Source organism: Asanoa siamensis (assembly GCF_016862555.1).
GTDB lineage: Bacteria > Actinomycetota > Actinomycetes > Mycobacteriales > Micromonosporaceae > Asanoa > Asanoa siamensis.
In genome coordinates this window covers 14805-41595 of sequence record NZ_BONE01000069.1, presented here as the reverse complement: position 1 = coordinate 41595, position 26791 = coordinate 14805, and the positions used below count along the sequence as shown (strand labels likewise).

General features: G+C 72.0%; 32 protein-coding genes. 21 read left to right on the top strand and 11 right to left on the bottom strand.

Features of this window, described 5'->3' with window-relative positions:
• Both Asi02nite_RS31510 and Asi02nite_RS31505 read right to left on the bottom strand, forming a co-directional pair.
• The coding region (locus Asi02nite_RS31510; protein WP_203717643.1) for a PPOX class F420-dependent oxidoreductase at positions 1–470 on the bottom strand (470 nt) is incomplete at its 3' end.
• Between the two features lie 38 nt (positions 471–508).
• On the bottom strand, positions 509–1516 hold the full coding sequence (locus tag Asi02nite_RS31505) for an aldo/keto reductase (protein WP_203717642.1): 1008 nt from the start codon (positions 1514–1516) through the stop codon (positions 509–511).
• Positions 1517–1571: 55 nt separating this feature from the next.
• Here Asi02nite_RS31505 and Asi02nite_RS31500 point away from each other — a divergent pair, with 55 nt between their 5' ends.
• From Asi02nite_RS31500 to Asi02nite_RS31485, 4 genes are all read left to right on the top strand, one after another.
• Positions 1572–2246 carry a TetR/AcrR family transcriptional regulator gene (locus Asi02nite_RS31500; RefSeq protein WP_239127293.1) on the top strand — a complete coding sequence of 225 codons (675 nt, stop codon included), beginning with the start codon at positions 1572–1574 and terminating at the stop codon, positions 2244–2246.
• Between the two features lie 10 nt (positions 2247–2256).
• The gene (locus Asi02nite_RS31495; RefSeq protein ID WP_203717640.1) at positions 2257–3096 is read left to right on the top strand and encodes an aldo/keto reductase; all 840 of its coding nucleotides are present in this window, start codon (positions 2257–2259) and stop codon (positions 3094–3096) included.
• 129 nt (positions 3097–3225) lie between these two features.
• Positions 3226–3462, top strand: a complete 237-nt coding sequence (locus Asi02nite_RS31490) for a hypothetical protein (protein WP_203717639.1) — start codon at positions 3226–3228, stop codon at positions 3460–3462.
• A 58-nt stretch (positions 3463–3520) separates the two neighbouring features.
• Positions 3521–4648 carry an alpha/beta hydrolase family protein gene (locus Asi02nite_RS31485; RefSeq protein ID WP_203717638.1) on the top strand — a complete coding sequence of 376 codons (1128 nt, stop codon included), beginning with the start codon at positions 3521–3523 and terminating at the stop codon, positions 4646–4648.
• A gap of 31 nt (positions 4649–4679) precedes the next feature.
• On the opposite strand, the gene Asi02nite_RS31480 is transcribed toward Asi02nite_RS31485, so the two are convergent.
• The 3 genes from Asi02nite_RS31480 to Asi02nite_RS31470 are packed head-to-tail and all read right to left on the bottom strand — an operon-like array spanning position 4680 to position 8541.
• Positions 4680–4889, bottom strand: a complete 210-nt coding sequence (locus Asi02nite_RS31480; RefSeq protein WP_203717637.1) for a hypothetical protein — start codon at positions 4887–4889, stop codon at positions 4680–4682.
• A 29-nt stretch (positions 4890–4918) separates the two neighbouring features.
• Entirely contained in the window at positions 4919–7687 is a 2769-nt protein-coding gene (locus tag Asi02nite_RS31475) for a glycoside hydrolase family 2 TIM barrel-domain containing protein (protein WP_203717636.1), read from the bottom strand.
• Positions 7684–8541, bottom strand: coding sequence for an SMP-30/gluconolactonase/LRE family protein (locus tag Asi02nite_RS31470; protein ID WP_203717635.1), 858 nt, complete (start codon positions 8539–8541; stop codon positions 7684–7686). The genes Asi02nite_RS31475 and Asi02nite_RS31470 overlap by 4 nt, the downstream gene beginning before the upstream one ends.
• Before the next feature lie 59 nt (positions 8542–8600).
• On the opposite strand from Asi02nite_RS31470, the gene Asi02nite_RS31465 reads away from it, so the two are divergent.
• Positions 8601–9251 carry an O-methyltransferase gene (locus tag Asi02nite_RS31465; RefSeq protein ID WP_203717634.1) on the top strand — a complete coding sequence of 217 codons (651 nt, stop codon included), beginning with the start codon at positions 8601–8603 and terminating at the stop codon, positions 9249–9251.
• On the opposite strand, the gene Asi02nite_RS31460 is transcribed toward Asi02nite_RS31465, so the two are convergent.
• Entirely contained in the window at positions 9235–9483 is a 249-nt protein-coding gene (locus Asi02nite_RS31460; protein WP_203717633.1) for a hypothetical protein, read from the bottom strand. The genes Asi02nite_RS31465 and Asi02nite_RS31460 overlap by 17 nt on opposite strands.
• A 77-nt stretch (positions 9484–9560) precedes the next feature.
• Between Asi02nite_RS31460 and Asi02nite_RS31455 the strand changes: the two genes are divergently transcribed.
• Entirely contained in the window at positions 9561–10517 is a 957-nt protein-coding gene (locus Asi02nite_RS31455) for an SLAC1 family transporter (RefSeq protein WP_203717632.1), read from the top strand.
• On the opposite strand, the gene Asi02nite_RS43005 is transcribed toward Asi02nite_RS31455, so the two are convergent.
• Both Asi02nite_RS43005 and Asi02nite_RS31450 read right to left on the bottom strand, forming a co-directional pair.
• Positions 10501–10599: an MFS transporter small subunit gene (locus Asi02nite_RS43005; RefSeq protein ID WP_444541781.1), complete on the bottom strand. Its 99-nt coding sequence runs from the start codon at positions 10597–10599 to the stop codon at positions 10501–10503. The genes Asi02nite_RS31455 and Asi02nite_RS43005 overlap by 17 nt on opposite strands.
• Positions 10596–12026: an OFA family MFS transporter gene (locus Asi02nite_RS31450; RefSeq protein ID WP_203717631.1), complete on the bottom strand. Its 1431-nt coding sequence runs from the start codon at positions 12024–12026 to the stop codon at positions 10596–10598. Before Asi02nite_RS31450 ends, Asi02nite_RS43005 begins: the two co-directional genes overlap by 4 nt.
• A 178-nt stretch (positions 12027–12204) precedes the next feature.
• Here Asi02nite_RS31450 and Asi02nite_RS31445 point away from each other — a divergent pair, with 178 nt between their 5' ends.
• From Asi02nite_RS31445 to Asi02nite_RS31435, 3 genes are read left to right on the top strand one after another with little or no spacing between them, the layout of a single operon-like run.
• On the top strand, positions 12205–13323 hold the full coding sequence (locus Asi02nite_RS31445; protein WP_203717630.1) for a pyridoxal phosphate-dependent aminotransferase: 1119 nt from the start codon (positions 12205–12207) through the stop codon (positions 13321–13323).
• Between the two features lie 32 nt (positions 13324–13355).
• A complete protein-coding gene (locus Asi02nite_RS31440; RefSeq protein ID WP_203717629.1) occupies positions 13356–13679 on the top strand; it encodes a PadR family transcriptional regulator in 324 nt (107 codons plus the stop codon).
• Positions 13680–14549 carry a hypothetical protein gene (locus Asi02nite_RS31435; RefSeq protein ID WP_203717628.1) on the top strand — a complete coding sequence of 290 codons (870 nt, stop codon included), beginning with the start codon at positions 13680–13682 and terminating at the stop codon, positions 14547–14549.
• On the opposite strand, the gene Asi02nite_RS31430 is transcribed toward Asi02nite_RS31435, so the two are convergent.
• Positions 14503–16080, bottom strand: a complete 1578-nt coding sequence (locus Asi02nite_RS31430) for an MFS transporter (RefSeq protein ID WP_203717627.1) — start codon at positions 16078–16080, stop codon at positions 14503–14505. The genes Asi02nite_RS31435 and Asi02nite_RS31430 overlap by 47 nt on opposite strands.
• A 61-nt stretch (positions 16081–16141) precedes the next feature.
• Here Asi02nite_RS31430 and Asi02nite_RS31425 point away from each other — a divergent pair, with 61 nt between their 5' ends.
• From Asi02nite_RS31425 to Asi02nite_RS31415, 3 genes are read left to right on the top strand one after another with little or no spacing between them, the layout of a single operon-like run.
• Positions 16142–17002 (top strand): arylamine N-acetyltransferase family protein, encoded by an 861-nt coding sequence (locus Asi02nite_RS31425; protein ID WP_203717626.1) that lies wholly within the window; start codon positions 16142–16144, stop codon positions 17000–17002.
• Positions 17003–17045: 43 nt separating this feature from the next.
• Complete coding sequence (locus Asi02nite_RS31420) at positions 17046–17717, top strand: hypothetical protein (protein ID WP_203717625.1); 672 nt, start codon at positions 17046–17048, stop codon at positions 17715–17717.
• Between the two features lie 2 nt (positions 17718–17719).
• On the top strand, positions 17720–18214 hold the full coding sequence (locus Asi02nite_RS31415; RefSeq protein ID WP_203717624.1) for a hypothetical protein: 495 nt from the start codon (positions 17720–17722) through the stop codon (positions 18212–18214).
• A 246-nt stretch (positions 18215–18460) separates the two neighbouring features.
• On the opposite strand, the gene Asi02nite_RS31410 is transcribed toward Asi02nite_RS31415, so the two are convergent.
• The gene (locus Asi02nite_RS31410; protein WP_203717623.1) at positions 18461–19036 is read right to left on the bottom strand and encodes a hypothetical protein; all 576 of its coding nucleotides are present in this window, start codon (positions 19034–19036) and stop codon (positions 18461–18463) included.
• 83 nt (positions 19037–19119) lie between these two features.
• On the opposite strand from Asi02nite_RS31410, the gene Asi02nite_RS31405 reads away from it, so the two are divergent.
• From Asi02nite_RS31405 to Asi02nite_RS31395, 3 genes are read left to right on the top strand one after another with little or no spacing between them, the layout of a single operon-like run.
• Positions 19120–19485 (top strand): MmcQ/YjbR family DNA-binding protein, encoded by a 366-nt coding sequence (locus Asi02nite_RS31405; protein ID WP_203717622.1) that lies wholly within the window; start codon positions 19120–19122, stop codon positions 19483–19485.
• Positions 19486–19524: 39 nt separating this feature from the next.
• Complete coding sequence (locus Asi02nite_RS31400; RefSeq protein ID WP_203717621.1) at positions 19525–20115, top strand: EXPERA domain-containing protein; 591 nt, start codon at positions 19525–19527, stop codon at positions 20113–20115.
• Complete coding sequence (locus Asi02nite_RS31395; protein WP_203717620.1) at positions 20112–20900, top strand: SDR family NAD(P)-dependent oxidoreductase; 789 nt, start codon at positions 20112–20114, stop codon at positions 20898–20900. The genes Asi02nite_RS31400 and Asi02nite_RS31395 overlap by 4 nt, the downstream gene beginning before the upstream one ends.
• A gap of 12 nt (positions 20901–20912) precedes the next feature.
• On the opposite strand, the gene Asi02nite_RS31390 is transcribed toward Asi02nite_RS31395, so the two are convergent.
• Positions 20913–21344, bottom strand: coding sequence for a hypothetical protein (locus Asi02nite_RS31390; protein WP_203717619.1), 432 nt, complete (start codon positions 21342–21344; stop codon positions 20913–20915).
• A 67-nt stretch (positions 21345–21411) separates the two neighbouring features.
• Here Asi02nite_RS31390 and Asi02nite_RS31385 point away from each other — a divergent pair, with 67 nt between their 5' ends.
• The 6 genes from Asi02nite_RS31385 to Asi02nite_RS31360 all read left to right on the top strand — a co-directional run bounded on the left by Asi02nite_RS31385 (position 21412) and on the right by Asi02nite_RS31360 (position 26621).
• Positions 21412–22539: a MalY/PatB family protein gene (locus Asi02nite_RS31385; protein WP_203717618.1), complete on the top strand. Its 1128-nt coding sequence runs from the start codon at positions 21412–21414 to the stop codon at positions 22537–22539.
• Between the two features lie 229 nt (positions 22540–22768).
• Entirely contained in the window at positions 22769–23569 is an 801-nt protein-coding gene (locus Asi02nite_RS31380) for a DUF1963 domain-containing protein (protein WP_203717617.1), read from the top strand.
• Between the two features lie 306 nt (positions 23570–23875).
• Entirely contained in the window at positions 23876–24481 is a 606-nt protein-coding gene (locus Asi02nite_RS31375) for a GNAT family N-acetyltransferase (RefSeq protein WP_239127292.1), read from the top strand.
• A 127-nt stretch (positions 24482–24608) separates the two neighbouring features.
• Entirely contained in the window at positions 24609–25790 is a 1182-nt protein-coding gene (locus Asi02nite_RS31370; RefSeq protein ID WP_239127290.1) for a cytochrome P450, read from the top strand.
• A gap of 77 nt (positions 25791–25867) precedes the next feature.
• Entirely contained in the window at positions 25868–26305 is a 438-nt protein-coding gene (locus tag Asi02nite_RS31365; RefSeq protein ID WP_203717616.1) for an SRPBCC family protein, read from the top strand.
• Positions 26292–26621, top strand: a complete 330-nt coding sequence (locus Asi02nite_RS31360; protein ID WP_203717615.1) for an ArsR/SmtB family transcription factor — start codon at positions 26292–26294, stop codon at positions 26619–26621. Before Asi02nite_RS31365 ends, Asi02nite_RS31360 begins: the two co-directional genes overlap by 14 nt.
• Positions 26622–26791: the final 170 nt, after the last annotated feature.

Sequence of the window (26791 nt, the reverse complement as noted above, 5' to 3'; positions counted from 1 at the left end):
CTCGCAGGGGCACGGTCCGGCGGGAAGCCGCCCGTGGCGATCGGGCCCCAGGAGTCGATCGTGACGCGGATCAGGGACTTGCCCTGGCGGCGCATCGCCTCGCGGTACTCCGTCCAGTCCGGATGTTCGCCGGCGATGCAGCGGAAGTACTCGACCAGCGCGTCCTCCGTCTCCGCGGACGGCATGTCGAGGACCTCGGCCGTCCCGTCGACCTGGACGTACGGGTCGTTCCAGTCGTCGGAGTGCACCAGCACGCTGACGGCCGGGTTGCGGCGGGCGTTGACGGACTTGGCGCGGTCCGGGTACGTGGAGATCACGATGCGGCCGGCCTCGTCGACGCCGCCCGCCACCGGCGACAGCTGGGGGCGGCCGTCGCGGCGGAAGGTCACCAGGGTCAGCCGGTGGCGGGTGCGGACGAACTCGACGAGCTGGTCGCGGTCGACCCGGTCGGCAGTTGCGATCTTGGGCATTCGCCCAGGCTACTCCCGCACCGCGGCGGTGACGGCGGTCACCGCTCGCTGTCCAGCAGGTGCAACTGCTGGTCCATGTAGCGACCGCCGGCGGCCGCGCCGGCCGGGATCGCGGCCTCGATCCGGGTGAGGTGCTCCGGCGTGAGCCGCACATCGAGGGCGCCGAGGGACTCCTCCAGCCGGTCGACCCGGCGGGCGCCGACCAGCGGCACGATGTCGTCGCCCTGCGCCGCGACCCAGGCGATCGCGACCTGGCTCGTGGTCGCCGCGAGCTCGCGCGCGACCCGGCCGAGCTCCTCGACCAGCTTCAGGTTGGCGGCCAGGTTCGCGCCGTTGAACCGGGGCAGGGCGGCACGGAAATCCTTGCTGCCCAGGGCCCGGTCCACCGTCCAGTGGCCGCTGAGCAGGCCGCGGGAGAGCACGCCGTACGCGGTCAGCCCGATGCCGAGCTCGCGCAGCGTGGGCAGCAACGCCTGCTCCGGACCACGGGACAGCAGCGAGTACTCGATCTGCACGTCGCTGATCGTGGCGACGGCCGCGGCCCGGCGGATGCTCTCCTCGCCCACTTCGGACAGTCCGATGTGGCGGATGTAGCCGGCCTCCTGCATCTCGCGCAGCGCGCCGACGGTCTCCTCGATCGGCACGTCGGGGTTGAGGCGTGACGGCCGGTAGATGTCGATGTAGTCGGTGTTCAGCCGGCGCAGCGACTGGGCGAGCCGGTCGCGGACGGCGACCGCCGACACGTCGTAGGGGGCCGGCTGGAACGAGCCGTCGGGGTGCTTGCGGCTGCCGAACTTGACGCTGAGCACGACCTCGTCGCGGCGCCGCTCGCGCAGGGCGCGGGAGATCAGCAACTCGTTGTGGCCGGAGCCGTAGAAGTCGGCCGTGTCGATCAGGTTCATGCCCGCGTCGAGGGCCGCGTGCAGGGTGGCGATGCTCTGGCTCTCGTCGGCCGGGCCGTACATGTCGGACATGCCCATGGCCCCGAGACCGAGGGCGCCCACGACGGGGCCGGCAGCGCTGAGCTTGCGGGTGGGGATCGTCATGCCGGCCACGTTAGCACTGCTAACGCAAGAACGTTATCGGTGCTAACATGTGGTGGTGACAACACCTCGGCGGCGGATCCTCGACGCGGCGGCGGAGCTCCTGGCCACCGGCGGTCGCGACGCCGTCTCGACCCGGGCGGTCAGTGCCGCGGCCGGCGTGCAGGCCCAGACGATCTACCGCCAGTTCGGCGACATGGCCGGCCTGTTCGCCGCCGTCGCCGACGAGGCGTGGGCCAGCTACCTGCGGCAGAAGCGCGCGGGGGAGCGCCGCGACGACCCGGTCGAGGACCTCGTCGCCGGCTGGGACCTGCACGTCGAGTTCGGGCTGGCCAACCCGGCGCTCTACCGGCTGATCTACGGCGACCCACGCCCCGGCGACCCGTCGGCGGTCAGCGGCGAGGGGCACGACCTGCTCACCGGCATCATGCGCCGGGTCGCCGCCGCGGGCCGGTTGCGCGTCCCGGTCGAGACCGCCGTTCCCATGGTGTACGCGGCCAGTGTCGGCGTGACGCTGGCGCTGATCGCCGCACAGAGCGACGGCACCCTCGACGCCCACACGGACCTGTCCCGCACGCTCCGCGACGCGGTCATGGCCGCGGTGCTGACGCAGGCGGGCCCCGAGACCGTCGCGGCCCGCGCCCAGTCGTTGAAGGCCGCGCTGCCCGCCGTCGCCGACCGGTTCAGCCCGGCCGAGCAGGTGCTTCTCGGGGAATGGCTGGACCGCATCTAGGGTGGGGATCATGGCACCGATCTCCATTCCCACCCGTACGCTCAACGACGGTCACGAGATGCCCTGGCTCGGGCTCGGCACCTACCCGGCCAAGGGTCGACAGCTTGTCGACGCGATCCTCGCCGCGGTCGAGACCGGCTACCGGCTGCTCGACACCGCCTACAACTACGGGAACGAGGACGCGGTCGGCACCGCGATCCGGGAGAGCGGGCTGCCGCGCGAGGAGTTCTTCGTCACCAGCAAGCTGGCCGGTCGCCATCAGGGCAAGCCGTACGTGCGGGAGGGCTTCACCGCCTCGCTGGACCGGCTGGGCCTCGACTACGTCGACCTGTACCTGATCCACTGGCCGCTGCCGCGGGTGGGCCGCTACGTCGAGTCGTACGCGGAGATGGTCGCCCTTCGTGAGGAGGGCCTGATCCGCTCGATCGGGGTGTCGAACTTCCTCGACGAGCACATCCGCGCGGTGGTCGATGCGACCAGCGTCGTGCCGGCCGTCGACCAGTTGCAGGTCTCGCCGACGCACGCCCAGGTCGGCGTCGTCGACGAGGTGTCCCGGCACGGCACCGTCGTGCAGGCGTGGAGCCCGCTGGAGCGCAACAGCGGGATCCTGGAGCACCCGACGGTGACCGCGATCGCCGCCCGCCTGGGCGTGGCGCCGTCGCAGGTCGTGCTGCGCTGGCTGGTCGAGCGCGGCATCACCACCGTGCCGGCGTCGACCAACCCGGAACGCCAGCGGCTCAACGCCGACATCTTCGGCTTCTCGCTCGAGCCCGCCGACGTCGCGGCCGTCACAGCCGTCGACGTCGGCAAGCCCGTGAAGCAGGACCCCCGCACCTGGGAGGAGTTCTAGACGGCGGCGGAGCGGCGGCATAGGGCATTCGCAAGGTTGGATTAGATGACCGTTAAATGAGCGTCGATCTCCCGGCCGCTTCGCTACCGTGTGGGCGTACCAACCCGGACGCCCACCGGAAGGCTCGCCGTGTCACAGCCAAGCGAGCGCACCGTGGTGCTCCGCCGGCTGCTGCGCGCCGGCGCCATCGCGGTCGCCGTCATCGTCGTCACCGTGTTGTTCTTCGCGCCCTCCGCGGAGGGCAAGGCTCGCCCCGCGCCGCCCGACCCGGGCACCTGGCCGATGGTCTCGCAGGTCGCGCTCGCCGTGCTCGCGGTGATCATTCCGACCGCCGTCGTCGTGCTGGTCCGCCGCCGGCGCTATTAGCTCGGTCACCGTACCGTCGCATGATCTTGGGTTTTGTGATGTCGTTGCCGGTGTGATCGTGAACCGACGGGGGCTGGTCGGCGGTGCCGTGACCGCCGCGGTGACCAGTGTGGTCAGCGTGATCAGCACCGCGGCGGCCGGCTACTACTTCTCGGGCGAGGTGCTGCGCGTCGTGCGCACCGCCGACCTGCTGGTGCGGGTGCTCGACATGGCCGGCGACGAGGTCACGCTCAGTCGCGACGACGACACCGTGAAGCCGATCCCGGTCGGCCTGATCTGGCCGGGCGGCACCGTCCGGCTCTCGGCCGACGTCCGCGTCGAGGGCGACGCCGTGGTGCGCCGCGTGGTGGCCGGCGGCATCGACGGGCTGTTCCCCGGGCTCATGGTCGAGGTCGACTACAACGTATACGGCACCGACCCGAAGGAAGCGTTCGGTTTGGACTTCTCGACCGTCCCGGTGCCGGGCGAGCTCGGCGACATGCCGGCCTGGCTGGTGCCGCCGCCGGGCGCGCAGCGGCCCGGCGCCTGGGCGATCGCCGTGCACGGCCGGGGCGGCAGCCGCCACGAGGCGCTGCGGGTGCTGCCCGACGTCGTCGGCAAAGGGCTGACCACGCTGGTGATCGGTTACCGCAACGACCCGGACGCGCCGGCCAGCCCGGACGGCTACTACCACATGGGCGACACCGAGTGGCGCGACCTGGCGGCCGCGATCCGGTACGCGCGCGAGCACGGGGCCACCGAGATCGTGCTGTTCGGCTGGTCGATGGGCGGCGGCATCGTGCTGACCGCGCTGCGCCGGCTGCCGGTCGCGGACGCCGCCGTGATCCGCGGCGTGGTGCTGGACAGCCCGGTGCTCTCCTGGGCCGGGGTGATCGACTACCAGGCCGACCTGCGGCGCGTACCGGCACCGATCACGTGGTCGGCGAAGCGGTTCACGCAGTGGCGGGCCCGGCTCGACCTGTCGCTGCTGGACCAGCACCCGGGCGAGCTGACCGTGCCGGCGCTGTTCTTCGTCGACGAGGCCGACTTGCGCGTCCGCACCGGCCCGGCGCACGCGTACGCCGCGCAACGGCCGGACCTGGTCACCCTGGTCGCGACCCGCGACGGCGGCCACGTGGCTTCGTGGAACGTCGACCCGCCGGCCTACGCGGCCGAGGTCACCCGCTTCCTCGACAAGGTGGTCTAGACGGTCCCGCGCCAGTCGCGGGCGTCCAGGCTCAGGCGCTGCCGCGCCAGTCGCGGTCGTCGAGGTGGTTCTCCGGGATGCCCGGCCGGTGGTCGGTCTCGTGCAGCTCGACCAGCTCGTCGGGAAGCACCCGGGGTGGCAGCTCGCCGAACCGGACGTGCCGCAGGAAGGCGGCCTCCTCGTCGGTGAAGACCACGCGCTCGTCGTCGTCGGCCATGGCGACCTCCCAGTCCACCGTCATTCTGCGCCCGCCGGGCCCCGGCGGGCACCTCAAACGGCGCGGAAGGTCACCTCCAGCTCGAACGGCTCGGCGGGCAGCCAGGCCTCGGGTGCGGCCGGCGGGCCGCAGGCCGCGGTGCCGAGCCCCTGGTGGGCGTGGTCGAGATGGAGGTGGATGTCCCGGCCCGGCACCAGGTCGTCGGTGTGCCGCGCCGCCGTCAGCGCGGCCGTGCTCCACCGGCGGGCGGTCAGCTCGAACGTCGGGTGGCCCAGGATCTCGAGCCCGGCGCCGGCGGTGTCGGTCAGCCGGGCCCAGCGCACCTTCGTCCGGTTGCCGTTCTCCTGCGGCCGCACGTACGGCGTCTGCATCGCGTCCACCGTGGACTCGTAGCGGCCCACCAGCGCCGCGCTGTGCGAGTCCACATAGGCCTCGCCCGGCCCGCCGCCGAACCAGGTCACCGCGCCGAGCCGTCCGGGCACGGCCATCGACACGCCGGCCCGGGGGAGCGGCACGTCCCAGTCGCCGGTCGGCTCGACGTCGAGGCGCAGCGTCACGGTGTCATCCTCGGCGCTCCACCGGTACGTCGCCAGCAGTGCCCGGTCGACCCCGGCCGCCGCGACCCGGGTCTGCACGGTCCACCCGCCCAGCGTGCCCGCCACCTCGACGACCCTGTGCGTCATCCGGTGCAGGCCGGCCGCCCGCCAGCGCCGGGCGAGCGGGTCGTCGCCGAACTCGTCGTTGTCGATCGGCGCGCGCCACACGTCGAGCCGCGGCCCGCTCACCGGCATGTCGCCGATCGCGACGAGCCGCCCGTCGGCGCCGAACCGGGCGACGCCGAGCGTGTCGCCGCTGATCCGCCGCCGCGTCCCGCGCGGCCGGGGTGCCGCCTCGTGCAGCAGGAGCTGCCCGGCACCCACCTGCCGACCGCCGAGCAGCCGGGCCGTCATCGTCAGCCACGCCTCGTTGTCGCTGGGCGGTGCGACCGCGCCGCTCGGCACCGACAGGCGGGCCGACTCGCCCGGCGCCAGCGCCGGGGCCGGTTCCGTGCCGGTGGCGACGGGCTCGCCGTCGACCGTGACGACCCAGTCGAGCACGACGTCCGACAGGTCGCGGTGGTCGTACGCGTTGCGGATGGTCAGGTTCTCGCCCTCGGGTTCGAGCCGGACCGGCGCGAAGACGGCGCCCAGCTCGGTCAGGCCCGGTGAGGGCGTGCGGTCCGGGAACACGAGGCCGTCGATGACGAAGTTGCCGTCGTGCACGGGCTCGCCGAAGTCGCCGCCGTACGCGAAGTGGTCACCGACGCGGATGCCGTGGTCGAGCCATTCCCAGATGAAGCCGCCCTGGCAGCGCGGGTAGCGCTCGAACAGCTCCCGGTAGTCGGTCAGCAGGCCCGGGCCGTTGCCCATCGCGTGGGCGTACTCGCAGAGCACGAACGGCAGCCCGTCGGGCGCCGCGCCGATCTCGGCGACCTCGGCGGGCGACGCGTACATCCGGCTGTAGACGTCGGTGTGCGCGCTCGACCGGTCGCCCTCGTAGTGCAACGGCCGGTCGGGGTCGATCGACCGCGCGACCGCCGCCATCGAAGCCAGGTTGCGGCCCACACCCGCCTCGTTGCCCAGTGACCACATCACCACGCAGGCGTGGTTCTTGTCGCGGGACACCGTGCGACGCATCCGGTCGACCAGCGCGTCCGTCCACCGTGGATCGTCGGTGGGGTTGTCCCGCCAGCCGTTCTGCTCGAAGCCGTGCGTCTCGTAGTCGTTCTCCACGATCACCCAGAAGCCCAGCTCGTCGCAGAGGTCGAGCAGCGCGGCGTGCGGCGGGTAGTGGCTGGTGCGGATCGCGTTGACGTGGTGGGCCTTCATCAGCTCGAGCTCGGCGCGGACCACGTCGAGGGGCACGACCCGGCCGAGGTCGGGGTGGAACTCGTGCCGGTTGACGCCGCGGAAGAAGATGCGTTGCCCGTTGGCCGTGAGCAGACCGTCGACGACCGCGACCGTGCGGAAGCCGATCCGCAGCGTCACGGTCTCGGTGGGCGTCGACACCCGGGCGTCGTACAACGTGGGTGTCTCGGGTGTCCAGGCGGCGACCTCGACCGCGTGCGCGGTGTTGACGGCGACGTCGTGCAGACCCAGCGCGGGCACCGAGAGCAGCGCGCCGTCGGGCGCGTCGACCCGCAGCGTGCCCCGCCCCTCGGCGAAACCGGCGTGGACGAACACGTCGTCGAGCCCGCCGGCCGGCCGGACCTCCAGCGTGACCGCGCGGAAGATGCCCGGCAGCCACCACATGTCCTGGTCTTCGAGATAGCTGCCGGCCGACCACTGGTGCACCCGCACCGCGATCACGTTGTCGGCGCCCGGCCGCAGGTGCGCGGTCACGTCGAACTCGTGCGTCAGCCGGCTTCCCTGGGTGCTGCCGACCTCGACGCCGTTGACCCAGACCCGCCCGAGCGAGTCGACGCCCTCGAACCGCAGCAGCACCCGCTGCCCGGCCCAGTCCGCGGGCACCGCGACGGTCCGGCGGTGGTCACCGGTCGGGTTCTCCGTGGGTACGAACGGCGGGTCGAGCGGGAACGGGTACGTGATGTTCGTGTACGCGGGCCGCCCGTACCCGTGCATGGGCCAGCTCGACGGCACCGGCAGCACGTCCCAGCCGGAGTCGTCGTAGGCCGGGTCCCAGAACTCGGCCGCGGCGGCGGTCGGCGAGAGCCGGAACCGCCAGGCGCCGGACAGGTCGATCACGGGCGCGTCGGTGTGCAGGGCGGCGCGCGGCGGCACGGTGCCGTGCGGGCGACCCCAGTCGCCGAGGTGGTCGGTCATCCCGCGAACTCCCAGTCGGCGAAGCCGGTCACGCCAGGTCGGGCACGGAACAGCGCCCCGCTCGGCTTCGGGTCGTCGTCGGACGGCCGGGACGTGGTGATGTAGAGGTCGGCGAGGTCGGGCCCGCCGAACGTGCACGCGGTCGGCCGGTCGACCGGCATCTCGATGACCGCGTCGAGACTGCCGTCCGGACCGTAGCGGTGCACCGCGCCACCGTCCCAGAGCGCCACCCAGACGCCACCCTCGGCGTCGAGGCACAGGCCGTCGGGCGTGCCGACCTCGGCTGGCACGGTCACGAACGGTCGCCGGTCGACGAGCTCACCGGCCGCGTCCACGCCGAACAGGTCGATCCGCTGGGTCAGCGAGTCGACGTAGTAGGCGGTGCCGCCGTCGCGCGACCAGGCCAGCCCGTTGGAGATGCCGACGCCCTCCAGCACGACCGTCACGCTCAGGTCGGCGGCGTCGAGCCGGTAGAGCGAGCCCGCGCCCGGGCGGTCGTCGGTCGCCATCGAGCCGCAGTAGAACCGGCCTCGCGGGTCGGCCGCGCCGTCGTTCATCCGGACGGTCCCCGCGGGCCACAGCTCCGGCAGGAGCCGCGGCCGTTCCCCGCCCGGGTCGAGCAGCGCGAAGCCCCGCTCCACGGCCAGCACCAGGCCGCCGGCGCGGCGAGGCCGGATCGCGCAGACCACGGACGAGACGGGGGTACGCGTGACCGCGCCGTCGGCCGGGTCCAGCGAGAGCATGTCGCCGGCGAGCATGTCGACCCAGTGCAGCCGGCCGGTCGCGGCGTCCCACGCCGGACCCTCACCGTGCCCGGCGAGCCGGTCGGTGACCTGTTCAACGTTGATCTTCATAACGTTCTCATCCTGCCATGCGTTCAACGCCCCGGCAGCTCCTGGATAGGCTGGTGATCATGCCCGACATCACCAGCGCCGCGATCAGCGACTACCTGCTCGCCCACTCGACGCCCTCCGACCCGTTGCTCCGCGAGCTCGCGATCGAGACCGCGCGCGCGTTCCCCGACGCGGCCGGCATGCAGATCTCGCACGACGAGGGTGAGCTGTTGACCATGCTGGTCCAGCTCGTCGGCGCCACCCAGGCAGTCGAGGTCGGGGTGTTCACCGGCTACTCGTCGATCTGCATCGCCCGCGGCCTGGCGCCGGGCGGCACGCTGCTGGCCTGCGACGTCAGCGACGAGTGGACCTCGGTCGCGCGGCGCTACTGGGACCGGGCCGGCGTGGCCGACCGGATCGACCTGCGGATCGCGCCGGCCGTCGAGACGCTGCGCGCGCTGCCGGCGGAGGAGACGATCGACTTCGCGTTCATCGACGCCGACAAGACCGGGTACGCGGCCTACTACGCGGAGATCGTCACCCGGCTGCGCCGCGGTGGCCTGATCGTGCTCGACAACGTGCTGCGCGGCGGGCGGGTGGTCGACCCGACCGCGACCGGGGAGGCCGACCTCGCGATCCGGGCGATCAACGACCAGGTCGTGGCCGACCCGCGCGTCAGTGTCGTCATGCTGCCCGTACGCGACGGGGTGACGCTCATCCGCAAGCGCTGACCGGGGGTTCGGGTTCGGTCGCGGCCGGCCGTTCGGCTTGTTCGAGCACGGCTCGCAGGCGCTCGGCGTCGGCGGCGGCCAGGCGGAAGGACGCCCGGCAGAACACACCGGACCAGAGCGAGAGCACGACCATGTCGCGGTCGGCGTGCACGCTGACCCGCATGGTGCGTCCGCCGTCGCGTACGTCGTCGAAGGTGTCGCCAACTCCCGGGAACGGGTAGACCTCACCCATGGATCGAGGATGCCGGATGCACGCCCCCGAGGGAACCCCCGCCCGGTAACGTCCATTTTGTGGCCAAACTGGGCAGAGTGCCACCAAACGTGTTCAGCGCCTCGTTCGGACTGGCGGGGCTGGCTGAGGTTTGGGCGTTCGGCGAGAGGTACGGCATCACCCCGGCCGGCGTCACCGACGCGCTGATGATCCTGGCCGCCGCCGTCTGGCTGGTCTCCTGCGTGCTCTATTTCGCGCGGTGGCGGGACGTGCGCGCCGACCTGCTCGACAACATCGGGGCGCCGTTCATCTCGGTGGCGTTGATCGTCCCCATGCTGATCGCCGCCCTGGGACTGGAGCCCCACGCGCACGACGCCGCGGTCGTGCTGGTCGACGTCTTCATCGTGCTCACGATCCTCTACGGCGGCGTCCTGACCGGCCAGTGGATCTACGCCGCGCTGGACCCGGCGAAGATCCATCCGGGGTTCTTCCTGCCGACCGTCGCCGGTGGGCTGGTCGCTTCGGCCGCCGCCACCAACGTGGGGCAGCGTCGTCTCGGCGAGTTCATGTTCGGCCTCGGCCTGATCTGCTGGCTCGTGCTCGGGTCGATCATCATGAACCGGCTGTTCGTCAGCCCGGTGCTCCCGCCGCCGCTGTTCCCCACGCTGGCCATCGAGGTGGCGCCGGCGCCGGTGGCCAGCATCGCCTACTTCGCGCTCAACGGCTTCCGGATCGACGTGTTCGCGGCCATCCTCGCCGGCTACGGCGTGCTGCTGGTGGTCGCCCAGGTGCGTTTCCTGCCGGCGTACCTGCGGCTGACGTTCAGCCCGGCGTTCTGGGCGTTCACCTTCGCCTACGCGGCGGTCGCGGCTGCGGCGCTGATCTGGATCAACATGGGTCGGCCGACCGGGCACTTCGCGCTGAGCTGGCTGGTGATCGGCGCGATCACGCTGCTGGTCGGCGGCGTCTTCCTGCGCACGCTGGTCGCGGTCGCCCGCGGCCGCTATCTCCCGCCCAGACCGACGCCGCCGCCGACGGTCAGCCGAACAGCTTGACCGCGGTGATCACGGTCTCCACCACGCCGTAGCCGAGCAGAACCCCGATCAACGCCCACGACACCACAAGCCTCGTACTCATGAGGTCGCCCCCTTCACCGGCTCGGCCGGTTTCGATTGTGCCGGCACGGTGGGTCCGCCGGAGGCCGGTTCGTGGAAGCGCTCCGGGACCGGGCGGATCAGCAGGTTCGCCAGGAACCCGATGGCCAGCACGCCGACCATCGTGAACAGCGCCGGCCGGTACGCCTCGGCGGTCAGCGAACCCGGCTTGCCCTGCGCGTCGAGGAAGCCGTTGATGATCAGTGGGCCGGCGACGCCCGCGGCCGACCAGGCGGTCAGCAGCCGGCCGTGGATCGCGCCGACCTGGTAGGTCCCGAAGAGGTCCCGCAGGTAGGCGGGCACGGTCGCGAAGCCGCCGCCGTAGAACGACAGGATCACGCCGGCGAGCAGCACGAACAGCGCGGTCGCGGTGTGCCCGACCGAGGCGAGCAGGAAGTAGAGGACCATGCCGACGCCGAGGTAGATCATGTAGATCGGCTTGCGCCCGATCAGGTCCGAGGTGGACGACCAGGCGAACCGGCCGGCCATGTTGAACAGCGACAGGACACCGACGAAGCCGGCCGCGGCCGAGACCGCGACGGTCGAGGTCGTACCGTCCCGGAAGAAGTCCTGGATCATCGGGCTGGCCTGCTCGAGGATGCCGATGCCGGCGGTCACGTTGCAGAACAGCACGATCCAGAGCAGCCAGAACGCGCGCGTCCTGATCGCGTTGGCCGCGCTCACGCTGCCGGTGGTGACCAGCGGCTTGGCGGCGACGGTGGCGGGGTCGAAGCCCTCGGGCTTCCAGCCGTCCGCGGGAACCCGGACGTTGAAGACCCCGAACATCATGATCAGGAAGTAGCCGATGCCGAGGGTCAGGAAGAGCGCGACCAGCGCGCCGCCGCTCGCGACCGAGGTGCTGACGTTGGGGTCGTAGCCGCTGTCGTAGAAGCTCAGCAGCTGTCGCGAGGCGGGGCCGGCGATCAGGGCGCCGCCGCCGAAGCCCATGATGGCGAGCCCGGTGGCCAGGCCGGGGCGGTCCGGGAACCACTTGATCAGGGTCGACACCGGCGAGATGTAGCCGATGCCGAGCCCGATGCCGCCGATCACGCCGTACCCGAGATAGACGAGCCAGAGTTGTTCGGTCGCGATGCCGAGCGCGCTGACGAGGAAGCCGGCACCCCAGAACGAGGCGGAGACGAACATCGCCTTGCGCGGCCCGTTGTTCTCGACCCAGGTGCCGGCGACGGCCGCCGACAGGCCGAGCATGACGATCGCGATGCTGAAGATGATGCCGATCGCGGTCTGGCTCGTCCCGAAGTGCGCGACGAACGAGTTCTTGTAGACGCTGGTGGCGTACGCCTGGCCGATGCACAGGTGCACGGCGAGCGCGGCGGGCGGTATCAGCCATCGGCTGAACCCCGGCGGCGCGACGGTGTGCTCACGATCGAGGGCGGATAACAGGGCCATGGGGGTGCCTCCTGCCGCTTGAACCGTTTCGATCGTAAGACGATCATGAATGACCCGCATTTCGAAGCGAGCGGCGGTTTGGACGCGGTGGGCGGTCGGGGCGGGTCGTTCACCGGTCGAGCCACCCGGACCCGATTGGCCCTGCCGTGGGCTGCGGCGTCGTGGCGATCATCGGCGTATGGACCGTTTCATGCCCGCGCCGATGTCGGATCTCGTCGACTCACCGTGCCGCTACGACCTCGGGGAGAGCACCAGCCCGCCGTTGACGCTCGGCACCCTCCTCACGCCCGGCGTACTCGGCGTGATGTCCGAGTTGTCCGTCGGGTACGGGACGACGCAGGGCTCCGAGGGGTTGCGCTCGCTGGTGGCCGCGGACCTGTCGGTCCCGCCCGAGCGGGTGCTGCTGACGCCCGGCGGGATCGCCGGGATGTTCCTCGTGGCCCTGGTCACGTGCGGCGCCGGCGACCACGCGGTGGTGACCACGCCCTGCTTCCCGCCGGCCCGGTCGCAGCTCGTCGCGGTGGGTGCGGAGGTGACCCCGGTGCCGCTGTCGTTCGACGCCGGGTACCGGCTCGACGTGGCGGCCGTCCTGGCTGCCGTGCGGCCGTCGACGCGGCTGGTCTCGGTCGCGTCACCCCAGAACCCGTCGGGGGTACGCCTGGCCGCGCGCGACCTGGCCGACCTGGTCGCCGGCGTTTCGGCGGTGGCGCCGGCGGCGGTCGTGCTGGTCGACGAGACGTACCGGGACGCGACCTACGACGGGGCGGTGGCGCCGTCCGCCGCGGCGCTGGGGCCGTCGGTGGTGACGTGCTCGTCACTGTCCAAGGCGTACGGGACGCCGGGGTTGCGGGTGGGCTGGCTGACGGCTGTCGATCCGAAGCTGTACGCGCGTCTGCGGCTGGCCAAGTTCACGACGCTGCTGGGTGGATCCGGGGTCGACGAGGTGCTGGCGGCCGAGGTGCTCCGGCGGCGCGCCGAGGTGCTGGGTCCGCGGCGGGCGGCGCTGCGGGAGGGGCTGTCGACGCTGACCGCGTGGGCCGCCGGCCAGCAGGCCGTCGAGGTGCTACGGCCCGACGCGGGGGCGCTCTGCTGCGTACGCCTGCGACCGGACATGGTCCCGGACGACGGCGTGCGGCGGTTCTACGCGGCGTTGCCGGCGCTGGAGGTGCGGGTCGGGCGCGGGTCGTGGTTCTTCGAGTCCGACCGCGTGTTCCGGGTGGGTTTCGGCCACCTGCCGGCGGCGGATTTCGTGGTCGCCCTCGACCGGCTGGGGGAGGCGGTCCGGGTTGCCCTTTGACGGGCTGTGCGGCACACAGTACTGTGTGCCGCATGGTTGGCGACAAGCTGGAGCTCGAGCTGCGCCGCGGCGTCGTGGTGCTGGCGGTGCTCTCGCAGCTCCGCGAGTTCCGTTACGGCTACGAGCTGCGGCAGTCGCTGGCCGACAACGGTCTTCCGATCGAGGAGGGCACGCTCTATCCGCTCCTGCGGCGGCTGGAGAGTCAGGGCGTGCTGAGCAGCGAGTGGCGCACCGACGGGCAGCCGCGGCGCTACTACCGGCTCAGCACCGCGGGGAAAGAGCTCTACGCACGGCTGCGCCACTCGTGGAGCGACCTCAACGACGCCGTGCGACGACTGACAGAAGGTGACGACTAGATGCTCACCACCGAAGAACTCATCGACGCGTACGTCGCCGACGTGGCGAGGCTGCTGCCGCGCGCCCAGCGCGCGGACGTCGCGGCGGAGCTGCGGGCGCTGCTACGTGAGGAGCTGGCGGGCAGCGACGATCCGCTGGCCCGGCTGCGGGCGTTCGGCCTGCCGGGGGACGTGGCCGCCCGGTACGGTCAGCCCGCGACCGTCGTCGACCCGTCCGACGGGCGCCGCTTCGTGCGGTGGAGCGTCGTCGGCGTCGTGGTGATCTGGCTGCTCGGCGGGCTCGCCGCCACCGACCCGCTCGACTGGTACCGGTCGTACGGACTCGCGGCGTTGTGGTGGCCCGGTTTCCTCGTCGTGTGTTTCGGTCTTGCCGGCTTCGCGCGGCGCCGCTGGCCCGCGCGATTCCTGTGGCGGCCGCGGAAGTCGGCGGCGGGCCTGGTCAACCGGCCGGGTCGGGTCGCCGCCTTCGCCTTCTGGGTGCTCGGCACGGTCGTGCTGGTCAGCGCGGCCTGGTTGCTGGAGCGGCTCGGTGCCGCGCCGGAGGCGGTGCGGGCGCTGACGTTCGACCCTGACTTCGTGCGCTTCACGGGGCCGGTCGTGCTCGCCCTGCTGGTCGCGGAGCTCGCGCTGTACCTGACCGTGACCGTCCACGGCCGCTGGCGCCCGCTGACCCGCCACGTCGACGTGGCGCTCGGGCTGTTGACGTGTGCCGCGCTGATCCGGGTGCTGTTCGCCGGGCCTGTCTACCTGGGGGCCGCGGCGGACTCGACCGTCAAGTTCGCGATCGCGGTGATCGTCGCGGTGAGCCTTCTCGACCTGCTGCTCAAGGCGCGGCGCCTGATCCGCCGGCCGCACCTGGTGGCGGGCTGACGGTTGTGGTGTGGGCGGCGGCGGCCGTGGCGACGTCGGTGCGGTAGGTGCGCCGGGCGCGGAGGAGGACCAGGCCGTTGAGCAGGAGGGGCACGAGCATGACGAGGAAGGCGTCGCCGAGGCCGGAGCCGCGGCCGCTCATGCCACCGAACTCGTCGGCGACGAAGCCGAAGGCGATGGGGCCACCGGCTTCGGCGGCGAGTTGCAGGACGGTGCGGACGCTCTCCGCGCGGCCCCAGAGAGCGGCCGGGACGATGTCGAGGCGGGCGGCGCCGAGGGGGGCGTTGGCGCCGGCGAGGCAGCAGGCACCGAGGGTGAAGAAGACCAGTGACACCCAGATGTCGGCGACGACGAGGCCGGGGAGAAAGAAGAGGGCGGCCGCGGAGTAGGCGACCGCGGGCACGGTGACCCGGGCCTTGGTGCGGCGCCGGCGGACGGCCCGGTCGGTCAGCCGGCCGCCGAAGATGGTGCCGGCCACGGCGCCGAGCCCGATCGGGATGATCACCAGGCTGACGATGCCTTGCGGGAGGTCGTACCGGTCGAGGGCGAAGAGCAGGGCGAACGTGCGCAGGCCGGCGAAGAAGAAGTAGCCGACGGCGGTCGCGATGATCAACGTGCGGTTGGTGGGAATGCGCAGGACGAAGACGGCGGCCTGCCAGAAGCTCATCCGGTCGGGGTCGCCGCGCAACACGCGGCCCTCGTCGGGGGGCACGCCCTCCTCGATGATCGTGGCGCGGGCCTGGTCTCCGACCGGGCTCGCGCCCGGCCGCGGCGCGGCCGGGTTGGGTGGCGCTCTGCGTTCCCCGTGATCATCGTCATGGTCGCGGCCGGCTTCGTGGTGCCGGCTGGTGTCGCGGCCGGGTGTGGGCGACGGCGGGTGGGCGCCGTACCGGTGGCGTGGGTCGACCGGCGGCAGGCGGCTCGCGCCGCCGCGGCGGGGTTCGGGCATCAGCCGCCAGAGCGCCGCCGCCAGGCCGAGGCTGATCACCGCGAGTCCGAGGAAGGGCGCGCGCCAGGTGAGCCAGGCGGCCACGTCGCCACCGATCAGCAGGGCGAGGCCCGCCCCGACGAGCTCGCCGGTGAGGACCCAGCCGTAGATCTTCGCCCGTTCGCCGGGTGCGAACAGGTCGCCGATCAGCGACGCGACGATCGGGCCCGAGGCGGCGACGGCCGCGCCCAGGGTGATCCGGGAGAGCAGCAGCCACAGGTAGTCCGGCGCCAGACCCCCGACGACCATCGACGCGCCCCAGACGGCGATCGTGAGCGCCAGCAGGCGTACCCGGGCTGTCCGGTCCGCCAGCACCCCGGCGTAGGGCGCCGCCAGCGCGCCGACCCCGGACGAGACGGTCGCGAACAGTCCGAGCCCGGCGTGCGAGATCCCGAGATCGGCCTCGAGGGGAGCGGCGACGGCGCCGATCGTGCCGCTGTCGGCGGAGTTCAGGGCGAGCACCAGCGCCAGCAGGATGATCACCCGGGTCCGGACCGGCCCGCCGAGCGCCGCCGTCAGCCGGGCGTACAGCCGGCCCTTCATCCGTAGCGGTTACCCGTGGCAGGGCCGGAAAATCGTCAGACCCCGGTTGTACGGTCTCCGCATGGTCGACGTTCCCACCTACCTCCGGCGTCTCGGTCTGCCCGCCGAGCCGCCGAGCGCCGCAGCACTGGCCGCGCTGCACCGCGCCCACGCGGAGCGCATCGCCTACACCACCTTCGACATCCACCTCGGGCGCACCACCACCGTCGACCCGCAGGAGTCCGCCGACCGCGTCGCCCGACTAGGCCGCGGTGGCTACTGCTACCACCTCAACGGCGCGCTCTCCGCGCTGCTCACCGACCTGGGCTATGACGTGCGCTGGCACGTCGGCGGCGTCCAGGGTCGGGGCGTCCCCGAGCCGGTCGGCGCCAACGGCAACCACCTGGTGCTCACGGTCCACGGCCTACCGACCCCGCGTTGCCCGACCGGGGTCTGGTTCGTCGACGTCGGCCTGGGCGACGGCCTCCACGAGCCGGTCCCGCTGACGCCGGGCCCGTTCCGGCAGGGACCTTACGGCTTCGACCTGGCGCGGTCCACTGTGGAGCCCGACGGCTGGCGCCTGACCCACGACCCGGTCGGCGCTTTCGAAGGCATGGACTTCAGCTCCAAGGAGGCAGGTCCAACCGACTTCAGTGCGATGCACACGGAGCTGTCGACGTCGCCGACGTCGGGCTTCGTCCGCACGCTGACCGCGCAACGCCGCCACCCGGCCGGCGCCGACATCCTCCGGGGCCTGACCCTGACGACGGTGACAGCGACGGGCGTGGCCAAACGCGAGGTCACCAACGACGAGGAATGGTGGGGCATGCTCACGGGCCTGTTCGGCCTGGGCATCGACGACGTGACGCAAGCGGAACGCACGGCCCTGTGGGACCGCGTCCGCACGTCCCACGAAGCCTGGTCGGCGGCCGGCCGCCCATGAGCCACGACAACATGCTGTCTCCGGCTGGATGTGGGGCGGTCTCGTGAACGCTTTGCTGCGGCGGTTTGTCGGGCTCGTCGAGGCCGATGCGCGGGCTGCCGGCTTCACGCGCCGTGGGCCGGTCTTTCGCTACTTCGATGCCGGGGGCGACGGGATCGCGTTCGACATCCAGCGCACCGTCGCGTTGCGGGCGGAGGTGGCGTTCTTCGTCAACGTCGGGGTGCTGCTCGGGCCGCACCTGCGCTACTACCTGGGCCGGAAGGACCCGCACCGGCACGCGATGCCGCACCACAGCGTCTGGCACTACCGTCTCGTGGCGACCGACGACACCGCGGAGCTGCCGGACCACACGTTCGAGCTGTCCACGGATGCCGACGCCGACCGGGCCGCCACCGTCGTGCGTACCTGGCTGGCGACGAACCTCCCCCGCATGAAGACCTGGCTGGGCGACGCCGACGCGATGATCGAGGCAGTCGAGCACCACCGGGAGGAGTTCGCCCGGGCCCACGCCGCACGGCTCGCGGACCCGCGGCGCGAGGCCGGCCGCTTTCCCCAGGGACGCTGGCACGACCGGGCCATCCGCGCCTACGCGCACGCGCAACGCGGTGACGTGGCCGCCGCGGGGGCGGAGACCGCGACCTGGAACGGCGGCGAGGAACTGGCCGCCGACGTCCTCGCCCTCGCCGACCGGCGCCGCACCGAACTGAAGGGATGATCGTGGGTTACTCGGGTTATGTGGTGATAGCGCGTACCGGCGACACGGGCCTCGACGAGCTGGCCTGCATCGAGGACCTGTTCGTCTCCGTAACCGAGAACGTCCGCGCGGGCGGCTGGCGGATCGGTTTCCTCGGCCCCGTCGACGACACGTCACTCGACGGCCTGGCCAAGGACCTCGCCCTGGAGACCTCGGCACCGGCCATCGCGTTGTCGGTCCTGGACAGCGACTGCGCCTTCGCGACGGCAGCCGACCCCACCGGCGGGGCGGTCGAGTTCTACCTCAACGAGGAGGTCCTGCTGACGCTCGTCGACGACGACATCTTCGAGCCACTCAACGCGAAGGCCCTACCCGGCCTGCTGGCCTGGGCGGGCCGAGCGGGCCTCACCGCGAACCGCGCCCGCCTGGCGGCCGCGATCGAGGAAAGCCCGGGCCCGTTCGGCGACGGGATCGTCGCCCTCGCCGACGCCCTGGGCATCGAAGACCTCCCCGACTAGGCCGCCATCGCAGACCGCGGCTCCCCGACTACATTACTTTCGGCGGCGGACGACCAGGAGGGCCACGCCGGCGATGATGGCTGTCGAGCCGAGGCAGCAGATGGACAACACGGCAAGATGCCACGGCTTGAATGCGCCCACGGGTTCCCCTTTTGCTTCTGCTGAACTGCCCCGCTCACCTTGCCCGCGTGGAGGAGCCCAGGTCAAATCGGTGGTTGGTCCCTTTCGGGGGTCTAGCCGGGCGCGTCAGCCGCGGGGCGGGAGTGTCGTCGAGAGCGGCACGATCCGGCAGCGCTGCGCCAGGGGGAAGTCGGCCAGGAGCTCGCGGGACAGTGCCTCGATGCGGGGGGCGGACGGGCCGTACAGGTAGAGCGCCGTTTCCCGCGGCCCTTGCCACCAGGACTGCATGTGGCCGTCGGTGCCCAGCCGGCCGAGCAGGCGGGCGATGAGCTCGTTGACGTCGTTGTTCTCGTACACCTCGTCCGGTAGGTCCGTGCCGTTGAGGTAGACCGCGACCCCTTCCGTCGTGCCGAACTCGCGGGTGTCCGACTCCTCCACCTGGATGCGTGATCCCTTGGGGGCGCCTGCCTTCTCCAGCGTCGCGACGGCCAGGGCGACCGCCGCCTCCACGTCGCCGCGGATCGTCAGGGTGATGTCGCAGTACGTCGGCTCCCGGTCCGGCGAGAGCAGCGTGCCACCGCCGGTGAAGTCGTGGCGGATGCGTCGCTCGTCCAGCGCCGCGGCGAGGGCGTCCTCGTAGCGCTCCCCGCGATCCGTCGGGCGGAGGCGGGCGTTCAGGGTGATCTCGAGATCCGTCGACACGGACGGCAGGCTACCGGTAGGGCGACGCGCCCGACGACAGGGCGACCCGTACAGTGTCCACATGCGACAACGAAGGCCCCGCCGTGGCTGACGCCGACGATGTGCGTGCGCTGGCGCTGGCCTTGCCGCACGTCGTCGAGATCGACAGCGAGGGCTTCGACTTCCGGGTCGGCGACAAGGGCTTCGTCTGGTCCTATCCCGAGCGCGAGCCGGGCCGGCGGCGCGTCATCCGTACCGACGTCGCAGTGCTGTTCGTCGGCGACGAGGCCGAGAAGCAGGCGCTTCTGCTGGGGGAGCCGGACCTGTTCTTCACGACGCCGGAGTACGATGGGCTGCCGCTGGTCATGCTCCGTCTCGCCCGGGCGACTCCCGCCCGGCTGGCCGAGCTCGTCACCGACGCGTGGCGCATGCGGGCGCCCGCGGATCTCGCCAAGGATCTGGACGCATAGATCTTGTCGCATCCGGCCCGCGCGGCCAGGATCGGTCGCATGAGCGTGCCGCTGCGCCAGCGCCCGTACGACATCTTCTTCATCGCGTTCTTCGCGGTCAACGCGACCGTCATCACGTACATCGTCGACCTGGAGCAGATCGTGGTCGCCGACCCGGCCAACTTCGACTATCCGATCTGGCCGCCGGCGCCGGCGATCGACCTCGTGCACTGGTGGGGCGAGAACTTCGACCCGCTGCTGCTCGCCCGGCCGCCGTTCTGGCAGATGACGATCTGGATCGATCTGATCTTCTTCGGCCCGTTCTACTTCTTCGCCCTGTACGCCTTCGTCCGCGGGCGCGACTGGATCAAGGTGCCGGCGCTGGTCTGGTCGGGCACGATGCTCGCCAACGTGCTGATCATTCTGATGGACGAGAGGTACGGCGTCACGCCGGCGCCCAACTTCGCGATCGTGCTGGCCGCGAACGCCGCGTGGCTGATCACCCCGTTCCTGATGATGTGGCGGATGCGGCGCGAGCGCCCGTTCACGAGGCTTGCGGAGCCGAGGAAGCCAACGCAGCCGGCGGGGCCGACCGAGCCGGCGGGGCCGACCGAGCCGGCGGGGCCGACCGAGCCGGCGGTGCCGGCGTGAGGCGCGGCTTCGCGGCCCGCTACGGCCCGTGGGCGCTGGTCGCCGGCGCGTCGGAGGGCCTCGGCGCGGCCTTCGCGCACCACCTCGCCGCGAGCGGCCTGAACGTGGTCCTCGCCGCCCGCCGGCCGGAGCCGCTGAAGGCACTCGCCGCGACGCTGCCGACCTCGACCGTGACGGTCGCCGCCGACCTCTCGACCGAGGACGGCTTGCGGGCGCTGACGGACGCGACCGCCGCGCTCGAGATCGGCCTGGTGGTGGCGAACGCGGCATATTCCCCGATCGGCCGCTTCGTCGACATGGACCCGACCGGCACCCGCCGCGCCGTCGACCTCAACTGCTGGATGCCGTTGGCGCTGGCCCACCAGTTCCTGCCACCGATGGTGAGCCGCGGCCGCGGCGGCTTCGTCGTCATGTCATCGCTGGCGGGGCTGCAGGGCTCCCCACCGATCAGCGTGTACGCCGCGACGAAGGCATTCGGCACCATCCTCGCCGAGGGCCTCTGGGCGGAACTCCGCGGCACGGGCGTCGACGTCCTCACCTGCCTGGCCGGCGCGGTCTCCACCCCGAACCTCGCGGGCGCGAAGACCCGCCGAGCACCGGGCACCCAGACCCCGGACCAGGTGGCGAAAGCAGCGTTACGCGGCCTGGGCCGCGGCCCGCGCGTGGTCCCCGGTCTGGGAATGCGGGTCTCCTCGGCGCTGATGTCCCGCCTGCTCCCACGCCGCACCGCGATCGCGGTGATAGCCCGCGCCTCACGCGACCTGACCCCACCTGCGACACCCTGACCCACGGTGCGTTCATCCTGTGTGGGCGCGCGTTCGGGTGCTCGCGGCGATGCCCGTCGCGGCCGAGGTCAGGGCGAGCACTCCCGCCGCCGGGTTCACCCAGCCCGGCACCGATGACGCCCGATAGGAACCGCCGTCGCTCAGGTGGCACGTGACGTCGAGTGGGACATAGCTGACGCCGTACCCGATGACGTGGTCGGCCCGCTGCGATCCGGCCTTGCGGCAGGGCTCGACCGGCGACGAGCCCGTGCCCCCGTCCTCGGCCCGCAGGACCGCGTAGGTCACGTGCAGCAGCCCCCACGTGTAGACCGCGACCGCCCCCGCCGCGGCCAGCAGCGCGATCCCGCGCAGGCGCCGGTCGAGCCCGCGGACCCCACGCACCGTGAGCACCACCGCCACGACCGCACCGACCAGGGAGGCGAGCAGCAGCAACAGGAACACCATGATCACGAACCCTACAAAGCCCGGTCCACCCCTGCGGCGTACGGCCGATCCTGGCACCCTGGCCACCATGGATCTCCTGCCTGTCGCCCCGATCGAGACGCTGCGGAAGCGGCGCAGCGCGAAGTGGCGCTACCACGCCGACGACATGCTGCCGCTGCCCGTCGCCGAGATGGACTTCGACCTCGCGCCGCCGATCCAGGCCGCGCTGCATGACGCGGTCGAGCGGTCCGACGCCGGCTATCCCGCGCCGGTGCCGGTGCTCGCCGAAGCGCTGAAGGAGTTCGCCGGCCGGCGGTGGGGCTGGGAGATCGACCCCGCCGGCGTGACCGCCGTGACCGACGTCGGCGTGGGTGTCGTCGAGATCCTGCGCGCCCTCGCCCGACCCGGCGACCCCGTGGTGATCTGCCCGCCGGTCTACCCGCCGTTCTTCGACTGGGTGCCCGAGGCCGGCGCGCGGCTGCACGAGGTGCCGCTGGTCGACGGGCGGCTCGACCTGCCCGGCCTCGAGCGCGCGTTCGCCACCCGGCCCGCCGCGTTCCTGCTGTGCAACCCGCACAACCCCGTCGGCCGCGTGCACACCCCCGACGAGTTGGCCGAGGTCGTGCGCCTGGCCACGGCTCACGCCGTCCCGGTGTTGAGCGACGAGATCCACGCGCCGCTGGTGCTGCCCGGCGCCACCTTCACCCCGATCCTCACCGTCCCGGGCGCGGCGGCCGTGGCGGTCAGCCTCGTCTCCACCAGCAAGGCCTGGAACCTGGCCGGCCTCAAGTGCGGCACGATCGTCACCGCGTCGCCGGAGATGGCCGCCGTCGTCGACCGCCTGCCGCCGGACAGCCCGTGGCGGATCGGGCACTTCGGGGTGCTGGCCAGCGTCGCCGCGTACACCGAGGGTGTGTCGTGGTTGGATCTGCTCCTCGCCACGCTCGACGACCGGCGCGCGCTGCTCGGTCGCCTGTTGGTCGAGCGCCTTCCGACCGTCGCCTGGCGCGCACCAGAGGCGACGTTCCTGGCGTGGCTCGACTGCACAGCGCTTGGCGCGGGGACGGAGCCCCACGAGCTGTTCTACGAGCGGGCTCGCGTGGCCTTGGAGCCGGGCCCGCGCTTCGGCACGGAAGGCAGCGGCTACGTCCGCCTCAACTTCGGCACGAGCGCGGAGATTCTGGAGGCGGCCATCACAAGAATGGCGGCCGCCTGAGCCGCCAGGCTTTCGACCTTCCCCTGCTCCCAGCTCCGTCACTCGGTCGGCGTCGCGAGGAGGCCGGCCGAGGGTTCTTCCGCGCCGCGAGGTGAAAGGCGTTTGTCAGTGCCGACGCTAGGCCTGACGTTGTCGCCGTGGTTCCGGCTGGGGCGGCGACGATGGACGAGGCGGCAACCGAGCCGGCTGGTTGGGTGGCCATGCCGCAGACCGGTTAGGACCTTCGCATTTGTCAGTCGATGACCAGCATCTCGCACAGGCCCGGGCCGTGTTGCCGGCCGAGGTGGCCACTGTCTGGGACGGGTTGTTGCTCCCCGCCCTTCATCTGCGCGCAGGTGACGACGCCGATGGGTTCGTGGTGGGCAGGCTCGGTGGCGACCCGCTCGTGCCGCGGGGGATGCCGTGGCCAGAATGGGACGGCGTCGGACCACTCAGTTTCCTTGCGGCCATCGAGTGCTCGACGGTCCGGGCTGCGGATGTCGGCCTGACTCTGCCCGAGGACGGTCAACTGCTGTTCTTCTGTTACGACGGTCAGGTCGATGGCGACCTCTTCATCGACCTCGACCATCCATCGACTCAGGCCGGTGCCCGGATCATCTACGTGCCGGCGAGCACCCCGACCGAGCGGTTATCGGCGCTTGCGCCGTTACGGCCGTACGACGAGGTTCCGTTGCGGGCCCGGCAGGCGGCCTCAGCGGCGACGTGGGAGCAGCCGGTGTGGTGGGCCGTCTTCGCGGACTTTCCGGACGCGTTCGGCGCGGTGGGCGACGCCGCCATCGCGCTCGCTGGACTTTGCGTCCGTCATCAGATCGGCGGATACCCAATGACCTGTCAGGGCGACGTCGTATCGCAGGTGGTGGGTGCTGTCCTTGGCGAGCGGCTCGCTCCCGAGAGCCCGTTGTGGCAACTCGAAGCCCGGCGCTGGGTCCTGCTGCTGCAAGTCGACTTCGACGCCGCGGTGGCGACATGGGAAGCCGGAGCACGACCAACCCTGGGGCGGCATCACAGCCTGAGTGTGAAAGTGAAGTGAAATGGTAGGCCTCTAGCCTGATTTTCGTCCTCTCCGGGGCAGGTACGGCCGGTGTCGCGCACGTGCACCGGCCGTACCACTGGTGGTTCTCCACACACCCCGATGCGCAGCGCAAGGCGCAGTCGGCTGCGGGCAGTGACCGAAACTACTGCGGTGCCATGGTGCCTCCTCGTCAGCGGTAAGCCGTAGAAGTGAGCCGCCGCACACCGGGGGCCGGTCGCCAAGCCGTGGCGTGATGGTCCAGACTCGACAGCCGGGCCCGGACCGGGCCCGGCGACGTTCCATCCAGGACCCACAGGAGACTTTGTGTCGACGACCCCTCGTGTACGCACTGCCACCGACGCCGACGTGCCGGCGCTCAAGTCGGTGATCGCGGAGGCGTTCATGGCCGACCCGATCGCTGACTGGATCTTCCGGGACGAGGCCCGGCGGTACGCCGAGCACCTGGTCTTCTTCGGCGCCTTCGTGGACCTGGCGCTGGCCGGCGGCCAGGCGCACACCGTCGACGGTCACAAGGGACTCACGCTCTGGCTCGACGTGGACGTCGACGCGGCGCAGCCGGACGACGGTGGGATGGGCGCCGCGTTCGAGGCCGGGCTGGACCCGGAGACGCTCAAGCGCGTCGGCGTGCTGGACGACCTGATGACCGCCGGGCACCCGCACGATCGCAGCCACGCGTACCTGCCGTTCATCGCCGTGCACCCCGACCACCAGGGCACCGGCGTGGGCTCCGTGCTGCTCAAGCACCGGCTCGCCGAGCTCGACGCGACCGGCACGCCCGCGTACCTCGAGGCCAGCACGCTGCGCAACGCCGCCCTCTACGAGCGGCTCGGCTTCCAGCGCCTGGACACGACGATCGACCTGCCGGAGGGTGGCCCGTCGCTCTACCCGATGTGGCGCGACCCCCGTTAGCTTCCCGCGCGTGCCGGCTCGGGCTCCGTACCCGGTGGCCCGGGCCGGCGCGCGTCGCGACGGACGGCGGCGATCATCCCGCGCGGGCATGATGCGGAGAGCGAAGCCAGACGGGGAGGACATGACGATGGATTATCAGACGGCGCTCGGGTCGTTGTTCACGCCTGAGGGGCGGGATGATCCCTATCCGGCGTACGACGTGATCCGGGCCCACGCTCCCTTCTTCCAGGCCCTGGACGGGCGATGGTTCGTCACCTCCCACGAGCTGGTCAGCCGCCTGCTGCGCGAGCCCGGGCTGCGGGCCGCGGACGCCGCCGACTACGACGGGTTCTGGCCCGGCTGGCGGGAGAACCGTGGTGTCGCGTCCATCGTGCTGTCCATGTTGCAGACCAACCCGCCGGACCACACGCGGGTACGCCGGGCCGCGGCCGCCACCTTCACCGCGCGGCGGGTCGCCGGTATGCGGGACGTCATCGCCGCGCAGGCCACCGAGCTGATCGAGAGTATGCCGGCGCGGGCCGACTTCATGAGCGCGTTCGCGTACCCCTTGCCCATCGGGGTGATCTGCGCTCTGCTCGGCATCCCCGACGCGGACCGGCCGTGGTTCCGGCAGCGCGCCGCCGACCTGACCGTCGTGCTCGAGCCGATCAGCACCGAGGAGGAGATGCGGCTCGCCGACGTGGCCGGGCGGGAGCTCGAGGACTACTTCACCGGGCTCGTCGCCGCGCGTCGACGGGCGCCCCGCGAGGATCTGACCAGCGCGCTCGCCGAGAACGGCGACCTGACCGGCGCCGAACTGCTCGCCAACCTCGTGCTGCTGCTCGTCGCCGGGTTCGAGACCACCACCAACCTGCTCGGCACCGGCCTGCGGATCCTGCTGGAGCGGCCCGAGCAGGCCGCCCGGCTGCGCGCCGGCCCGGAGCTCGCGCCCGCGTTCGTCGAGGAGATCCTTCGCTACGACTCACCCGTGCAGCTCGCCGCCCGGTTCGCGGCCGCGCCGCTGGACGTCGACGGCGTGCGGATCAAGCCGGGGAGTGAGCTGACCCTGCTGCTGGGAGCCGCCAACCGCGACCCGGCCCGCTATCCGGACCCGCACCGGTTCGACCCCGATCGGCCCGGCATCCAGCCGGTCTCGTTCGGTGGCGGCGCCCACTACTGCCTCGGCGCACCGCTGGCCCGCTTGGAGGCGCAGGTCGCCTTCCCGCTGCTGCTCGCCATGCGGCCCGACCTGCGCCTGGCCGGCGAGCCCGAGCGCCGGGACCGGCTCGTGCTGCGCGGCTACACCACGCTGCCCGTAGCGACGAGCTGACGGGTTGACGGGTTGACGCAACCAAAAGGTTGCTATAGCGTTGGTGGCAACCGAATGGTTGCTATAAGGAGATCGTGATGGCATTTCCCGACCGGATCGAGCGCACCTTGGAGCTCGCCCACCGACCGGAGCGCGTCTGGGCCGCGCTGACCACCGCCGAGGGCCTGGGCACCTGGTTCGGGCAGCGCGCCGAGGTCGACCTGCGGGTCGGCGGCCAGGCCACGCTTTCCTGGGACAGCGGCGGCACCGCCACGCTGACGATCGAGCGGATCGAGCCGCCGCGCATCTTCGCCTACACCTGGCCCATCTATGGCCTGCCGGCCGGCGACCCGCGCCGCACCTACGTCGAGTTCACGCTGGAGCCGACGGCCACCGGCACCACCCTGACCGTGGTCGAGACCGGCTTCGCGCAGGTGCCCGACGACGGCGAGCACAAGTCGGCCTACCGCGGCAACACGGAGGGCTGGACCAGCAAGCTCGGCGAGCTGGTCGCGTACCTCGATGGACAGGCCTGACGCGGAGGCGGTGGCCCAGGAGGTCTTCGCCGCCCTCGCGGACCCGAGCCGGCGCGGCATCCTGGCCGCGCTCGCGGCCGGCGGCCCCGCCACCGCGACCGACCTGGCCGCCCGGCTGCCGATCACCCGCCAGGCGATCGCCAAGCACCTCGCCCTGCTGGCCGAGGCGGGCCTGGTGGTCGCCGAGCCGGGGGAGCGGCGCCGGGTCCGCTACCGGCTGGACTCCGCACCCATGACGATCGCACAGCAGTTCCTCGCGGCACTGGCCCGCGACTGGGACGGGCCGCTGGCCGCGCTGCGCGACCGACTGACGTGAATCGGAAAGGAGAAGAGCGATGGTCGACATCCTGCACCGCATCGGTGTCGTGGCACCGTTGGACGACGTCTACCAGGCCGTGGCGACGCCGGAGGGCATCGCCGACTGATGGACCACCGAAACGGCACGAAGTGGGCCGCGTTCCTGCTGAGCCTCAAGGAGCTCGTCGA

Bases quoted from the DNA above. Each gene is read 5' to 3' on its own strand.
- Asi02nite_RS31390 (WP_203717619.1), bottom strand. From the start codon at position 21,344: ATGGTGTTCCTGTTGCTGCTGCTCGCCTCCCTGGTCGGTGCGGTCGTG.
- Asi02nite_RS31450 (WP_203717631.1), bottom strand. From the start codon at position 12,026: ATGGCCCTGTTATCCGCCCTCGATCGTGAGCACACCGTCGCGCCGCCG.
- Asi02nite_RS31475 (WP_203717636.1), bottom strand. From the start codon at position 7,687: ATGACCGACCACCTCGGCGACTGGGGTCGCCCGCACGGCACCGTGCCG.
- Asi02nite_RS31370 (WP_239127290.1), top strand. From the start codon at position 24,609: ATGGATTATCAGACGGCGCTCGGGTCGTTGTTCACGCCTGAGGGGCGG.
- Asi02nite_RS31465 (WP_203717634.1), top strand. From the start codon at position 8,601: ATGCCCGACATCACCAGCGCCGCGATCAGCGACTACCTGCTCGCCCAC.
- Asi02nite_RS31400 (WP_203717621.1), top strand. From the start codon at position 19,525: ATGAGCGTGCCGCTGCGCCAGCGCCCGTACGACATCTTCTTCATCGCG.
- Asi02nite_RS31470 (WP_203717635.1), bottom strand. From the start codon at position 8,541: ATGAAGATCAACGTTGAACAGGTCACCGACCGGCTCGCCGGGCACGGT.
- Asi02nite_RS31460 (WP_203717633.1), bottom strand. From the start codon at position 9,483: ATGGGTGAGGTCTACCCGTTCCCGGGAGTTGGCGACACCTTCGACGAC.
- Asi02nite_RS31440 (WP_203717629.1), top strand. From the start codon at position 13,356: ATGGTTGGCGACAAGCTGGAGCTCGAGCTGCGCCGCGGCGTCGTGGTG.
- Asi02nite_RS31425 (WP_203717626.1), top strand. From the start codon at position 16,142: ATGGTCGACGTTCCCACCTACCTCCGGCGTCTCGGTCTGCCCGCCGAG.
- Asi02nite_RS43005 (WP_444541781.1), bottom strand. From the start codon at position 10,599: ATGAGTACGAGGCTTGTGGTGTCGTGGGCGTTGATCGGGGTTCTGCTC.
- Asi02nite_RS31445 (WP_203717630.1), top strand. From the start codon at position 12,205: ATGGACCGTTTCATGCCCGCGCCGATGTCGGATCTCGTCGACTCACCG.
- Asi02nite_RS31385 (WP_203717618.1), top strand. From the start codon at position 21,412: ATGGATCTCCTGCCTGTCGCCCCGATCGAGACGCTGCGGAAGCGGCGC.
- Asi02nite_RS31480 (WP_203717637.1), bottom strand. From the start codon at position 4,889: ATGACGGTGGACTGGGAGGTCGCCATGGCCGACGACGACGAGCGCGTG.
- Asi02nite_RS31365 (WP_203717616.1), top strand. From the start codon at position 25,868: ATGGCATTTCCCGACCGGATCGAGCGCACCTTGGAGCTCGCCCACCGA.
- Asi02nite_RS31435 (WP_203717628.1), top strand. From the start codon at position 13,680: ATGCTCACCACCGAAGAACTCATCGACGCGTACGTCGCCGACGTGGCG.
- Asi02nite_RS31360 (WP_203717615.1), top strand. From the start codon at position 26,292: ATGGACAGGCCTGACGCGGAGGCGGTGGCCCAGGAGGTCTTCGCCGCC.
- Asi02nite_RS31505 (WP_203717642.1), bottom strand. From the start codon at position 1,516: ATGACGATCCCCACCCGCAAGCTCAGCGCTGCCGGCCCCGTCGTGGGC.
- Asi02nite_RS31430 (WP_203717627.1), bottom strand. From the start codon at position 16,080: ATGAAGGGCCGGCTGTACGCCCGGCTGACGGCGGCGCTCGGCGGGCCG.
- Asi02nite_RS31495 (WP_203717640.1), top strand. From the start codon at position 2,257: ATGGCACCGATCTCCATTCCCACCCGTACGCTCAACGACGGTCACGAG.